The organism is Chryseobacterium sp. A301 (genome assembly GCF_054489425.1).
Genome location: NZ_JBTMWY010000010.1, coordinates 1 through 5,136, shown reverse-complemented (window position 1 = coordinate 5,136; position 5,136 = coordinate 1). Strand labels below are relative to the sequence as shown.

Sequence of the window (5,136 nt, the reverse complement as noted above, 5' to 3'; positions counted from 1 at the left end):
TTAAAAAAAAGTTTATACTTTTGCACTCGCAAATCAGATGAAACGACAGAAGTAGTTTGAGTAGCGAGAGGAATAGAAGATCATTGAAAATACAATAACAACAACCAAGTAAGGAAAAAATATAAAACCAAAGCGAAGTCAAAACTTTGAGTAGGTCAAACAAACATACAATGGAGAGTTTGATCCTGGCTCAGGATGAACGCTAGCGGGAGGCCTAACACATGCAAGCCGAGCGGTAGAATATCTTCGGATATTTGAGAGCGGCGTACGGGTGAGGAACACGTGTGCAACCTGCCTTTATCTGGGAGATAGCCTTTCGAAAGAAAGATTAATATCCCATAATATATTGAATGGCATCATTTAATATTGAAAGCTCCGGCGGATAGAGATGGGCACGCGCAAGATTAGATAGTTGGTGAGGTAACGGCTCACCAAGTCTACGATCTTTAGGGGGCCTGAGAGGGTGATCCCCCACACTGGTACTGAGACACGGACCAGACTCCTACGGGAGGCAGCAGTGAGGAATATTGGACAATGGGTGAAAGCCTGATCCAGCCATCCCGCGTGAAGGATTAAGGTCCTATGGATTGTAAACTTCTTTTATACAGGGATAAACCTCTCCTCGTGAGGAGAGCTGAAGGTACTGTATGAATAAGCACCGGCTAACTCCGTGCCAGCAGCCGCGGTAATACGGAGGGTGCAAGCGTTATCCGGATTTATTGGGTTTAAAGGGTCCGTAGGCGGACCGGTAAGTCAGTGGTGAAATCCTACAGCTCAACTGTAGAACTGCCATTGATACTGTCGGTCTTGAGTGTAGTTGAGGTAGCTGGAATGAGTAGTGTAGCGGTGAAATGCATAGATATTACTCGGAACACCAATTGCGAAGGCAGGTTACCAAGTTACAACTGACGCTGATGGACGAAAGCGTGGGGAGCGAACAGGATTAGATACCCTGGTAGTCCACGCTGTAAACGATGCTAACTCGTTTTTGGATTTTCGGATTCAGAGACCAAGCGAAAGTGATAAGTTAGCCACCTGGGGAGTACGTTCGCAAGAATGAAACTCAAAGGAATTGACGGGGGCCCGCACAAGCGGTGGATTATGTGGTTTAATTCGATGATACGCGAGGAACCTTACCAAGACTTAAATGGGAATTGACAGATTTAGAAATAGATCCTTCTTCGGACAATTTTCAAGGTGCTGCATGGTTGTCGTCAGCTCGTGCCGTGAGGTGTTAGGTTAAGTCCTGCAACGAGCGCAACCCCTGTCACTAGTTGCTAACATTTAGTTGAGGACTCTAGTGAGACTGCCTACGCAAGTAGAGAGGAAGGTGGGGATGACGTCAAATCATCACGGCCCTTACGTCTTGGGCCACACACGTAATACAATGGCCGGTACAGAGGGCAGCTACACTGCGAAGTGATGCGAATCTCGAAAGCCGGTCTCAGTTCGGATTGGAGTCTGCAACTCGACTCTATGAAGCTGGAATCGCTAGTAATCGCGCATCAGCCATGGCGCGGTGAATACGTTCCCGGGCCTTGTACACACCGCCCGTCAAGCCATGGAAGTTTGGGGTACCTGAAGTCGGTGACCGTAATAGGAGCTGCCTAGGGTAAAACAAGTAACTAGGGCTAAGTCGTAACAAGGTAGCCGTACCGGAAGGTGCGGCTGGAACATCTCATTTTAGAGACAGTACGTCAGAAATAATTTTAGAGTACTTACTCAAAAGTTTTCGCTTTGGTTTTTTTTAATTATTTGGTTGTTATTATTTTATTCATAAACCCCTAGGATTAGTATCAGGGAACAGAGAGATTAAGAGGCTTTAGGGCATCTTTATAATGAAGTCTCGTAGCTCAGCTGGTTAGAGCGCTACACTGATAATGTAGAGGTCGGCAGTTCGAGCCTGCCCGAGACTACTAATTTAAGAAGGGGGAATTAGCTCAGCTGGCTAGAGCGCCTGCCTTGCACGCAGGAGGTCAAGGGTTCGACTCCCTTATTCTCCACGGTTTTTGAGACCGAGTTTAAAAGTTACGATTGGAGCCAAAAACAACAATTGTGTACTCGGATACTCAAGAAAGCGAAATAGATCATTGACATTAACGGTAAAGACATCACAAAGAGAAAACCGAGCACTTTTGAGTGCTTTAGGAAACTAAAAAAATAGGAAAGAAATCGTTAAGGGCGTATGGCGGATGCCTAGGCTTTCAGAGGCGAAGAAGGACGTGGTAAGCTGCGAAAAGCTGCGGGGATTGGCACACACGAATTGATCCGCAGATGTCCGAATGGGGCAACCCAATACATTGAAGATGTATTACTGCGTAAGCAGAGCAAACCCGGAGAACTGAAACATCTAAGTACCCGGAGGAAAAGAAATCGAAGAGATTCCGTAAGTAGTGGCGAGCGAACGCGGATTAGCCCAAAAGTTTTTATATGTTTAATAGAACGCTTTGGAAAGAGCGGCCATAGAGGGTGATAGCCCCGTATATGAAAGGCATATTTAAATGATAAATGAGTAAGGCGGGACACGAGAAATCCTGTCTGAATATGGGGGGACCATCCTCCAAGGCTAAATACTCCTGAAAGACCGATAGTGAACAAGTACTGTGAAGGAAAGGTGAAAAGCACTTCGAATAGAAGGGTGAAAGAGAACCTGAAACCGTACGCCTACAAGCGGTCGGAGCTCACAAGTTGAGTGACGGCGTGCCTTTTGCATAATGAGCCTACGAGTTAATTTTACTAGCGAGGTTAAGGACTTAAGGTCCGGAGCCGAAGCGAAAGCGAGTCTGAATAGGGCGCATAGTTAGTAGGATTAGACGCGAAACCTTGTGATCTACCCATGGGCAGGTTGAAGCTTTGGTAACACAAAGTGGAGGACCGAACCGGTTGACGTTGAAAAGTCTTCGGATGACCTGTGGGTAGGGGTGAAAGGCCAATCAAACTGGGAGATAGCTCGTACTCCCCGAAATGCATTTAGGTGCAGCGTTGATTTTAGTTTATTAGAGGTAGAGCTACTGATTGGATGCGGGGGTTTCATCGCCTACCAATTCCTGACAAACTCCGAATGCTAATAAATGATGATCAGCAGTGAGGGCATGGGTGCTAAGGTCCATGTCCGAGAGGGAAAGAACCCGGACCAACAGCTAAGGTCCCCAAATATATGCTAAGTTGAAATAACGCGGTTGGACTGCATTGACAGCTAGGATGTTGGCTTGGAAGCAGCCATTCATTTAAAGAGTGCGTAACAGCTCACTAGTCGAGCGGTCCGGCATGGATAATAATCGGGCATAAGCATATTACCGAAGCTATGGCAGTATTTATACTGGGTAGGGGAGCATTCTATCGGCGTTGAAGCAGTACTGCGAGGTATTGTGGAGCTTATAGAAAAGAAAATGTAGGCATAAGTAACGATAATGCAGGCGAGAAACCTGCACACCGAAAGACTAAGGGTTCCTCAGCCATGCTAATCAGCTGAGGGTTAGTCGGGACCTAACGCGAACCCGAAAGGGGTAGTGGATGGACAATGGGTTAATATTCCCATACTTGCTCACACTAAAAAGGGGACGGAGTGCCGTACCTGCTGGAGACTGACGGAATAGTCAAGGCCTAGCCTTCGGGCGAAGCTGCTGCAGGGAAAGTGCTTCCAAGAAAAGCCGAAGTGAAGCAACCCGTACCAAAACCGACACAGGTAGTCGAGGAGAGAATCCTAAGGTGCTCGAGTGAGTCGTGGCTAAGGAACTAGGCAAAATAGTCTCGTAACTTCGGAAGAAGGGACGCCTCCCTCAGGGGAGGCCTCAGTAAAGAGGCCCAGGCGACTGTTTATCAAAAACACAGGACTCTGCTAAATCGAAAGATGCTGTATAGGGTCTGACACCTGCCCGGTGCTGGAAGGTTAAGGAAGGAAGTTAGCGTAAGCGAAGCTTTTAACTGAAGCCCCAGTAAACGGCGGCCGTAACTATAACGGTCCTAAGGTAGCGAAATTCCTTGTCGGGTAAGTTCCGACCTGCACGAATGGTGTAACGATCTGGGCACTGTCTCAGCCACGAGCTCGGTGAAATTGTAGTATCGGTGAAGATGCCGATTACCCGCAATGGGACGAAAAGACCCTGTGAACCTTTACTATAACTTCGTATTGACTTTGAGTAAGCAATGTGTAGGATAGGTGGGAGACTTTGAAGCTGGCACGCTAGTGTCGGTGGAGTCATTGTTGAAATACCACCCTTTGCTTACTTGGAGCCTAACATCGAAAGATGGACACTGCGTGGTGGGTAGTTTGACTGGGGTGGTCGCCTCCAAAAGAGTAACGGAGGCTTTCAAAGGTACCCTCAGCACGCTTGGTAACCGTGCGTAGAGTGTAATGGCATAAGGGTGCTTGACTGTGAGACCTACAAGTCGATCAGGTGCGAAAGCAGGACATAGTGATCCGGTGGTTCCGTATGGAAGGGCCATCGCTCATAGGATAAAAGGTACTCCGGGGATAACAGGCTAGTCTCCCCCAAGAGCTCACATCGACGGGGAGGTTCGGCACCTCGATGTCGGCTCGTCACATCCTGGGGCTGGAGAAGGTCCCAAGGGTTGGGCTGTTCGCCCATTAAAGTGGCACGCGAGCTGGGTTCAGAACGTCGTGAGACAGTTCGGTCTCTATCTATTGCGGGCGTTAGATGTTTGAGAGGGCTTGAATCTAGTACGAGAGGACCGATTTGAACAAACCTCTGGTGTATCTGTTGTGCCGCCAGGCGCACCGCAGAGTAGCTACGTTTGGTACGGATAAGCACTGAAAGCATATAAGTGCGAAACCTGCCTCAAGATGAGACATCTTTTAAGGGTCGTTGGAGATGACGACGTTGATAGGCTACAGGTGTAAAGCTGGCAACAGCATAGCCGAGTAGTACTAATTACCCGTAGATTTATAGCCTATTTGGTCACTCAAAAGTGCAAGAAAGGTTTTTTCTTTGTGAGCGTTTTTATCGCTTTAATAAGGCTGACTTCATTTATCACATATAAATGGAGACAACCTACAATATTTAGGGTGGTTTTAGCAGAGGGGCTCACCTGTTCCCATTCCGAACACAGAAGTTAAGCCCTCTAGCGCCGATGGTACTGCTAACGCGGGAGAGTAGGTCGCCGCCAGTTTTTTTT

At 47.7% G+C, this 5,136-nt stretch carries 2 tRNA genes and 3 rRNA genes; all 5 read left to right on the top strand.

Annotated elements, in window-relative coordinates:
* Positions 1–167 precede the first annotated feature (167 nt).
* The 5 genes from ACX3PU_RS10200 to rrf all read left to right on the top strand — a co-directional run bounded on the left by ACX3PU_RS10200 (position 168) and on the right by rrf (position 5,130).
* A 16S ribosomal RNA gene (locus tag ACX3PU_RS10200) occupies positions 168–1,684 on the top strand.
* Positions 1,685–1,842: 158 nt separating this feature from the next.
* Positions 1,843–1,916, top strand: a tRNA-Ile gene (locus ACX3PU_RS10195).
* 13 nt (positions 1,917–1,929) lie between these two features.
* Positions 1,930–2,003, top strand: a tRNA-Ala gene (locus ACX3PU_RS10190).
* Positions 2,004–2,165: 162 nt separating this feature from the next.
* Positions 2,166–4,912: ribosomal RNA gene (locus tag ACX3PU_RS10185) — 23S ribosomal RNA — on the top strand.
* A gap of 110 nt (positions 4,913–5,022) precedes the next feature.
* Positions 5,023–5,130 (top strand): 5S ribosomal RNA (gene rrf, locus ACX3PU_RS10180).
* Together the 16S, 23S and 5S rRNA genes with 2 tRNA genes alongside form the textbook arrangement of a ribosomal RNA operon.
* The last annotated feature ends 6 nt before the right edge of the window (positions 5,131–5,136 follow it).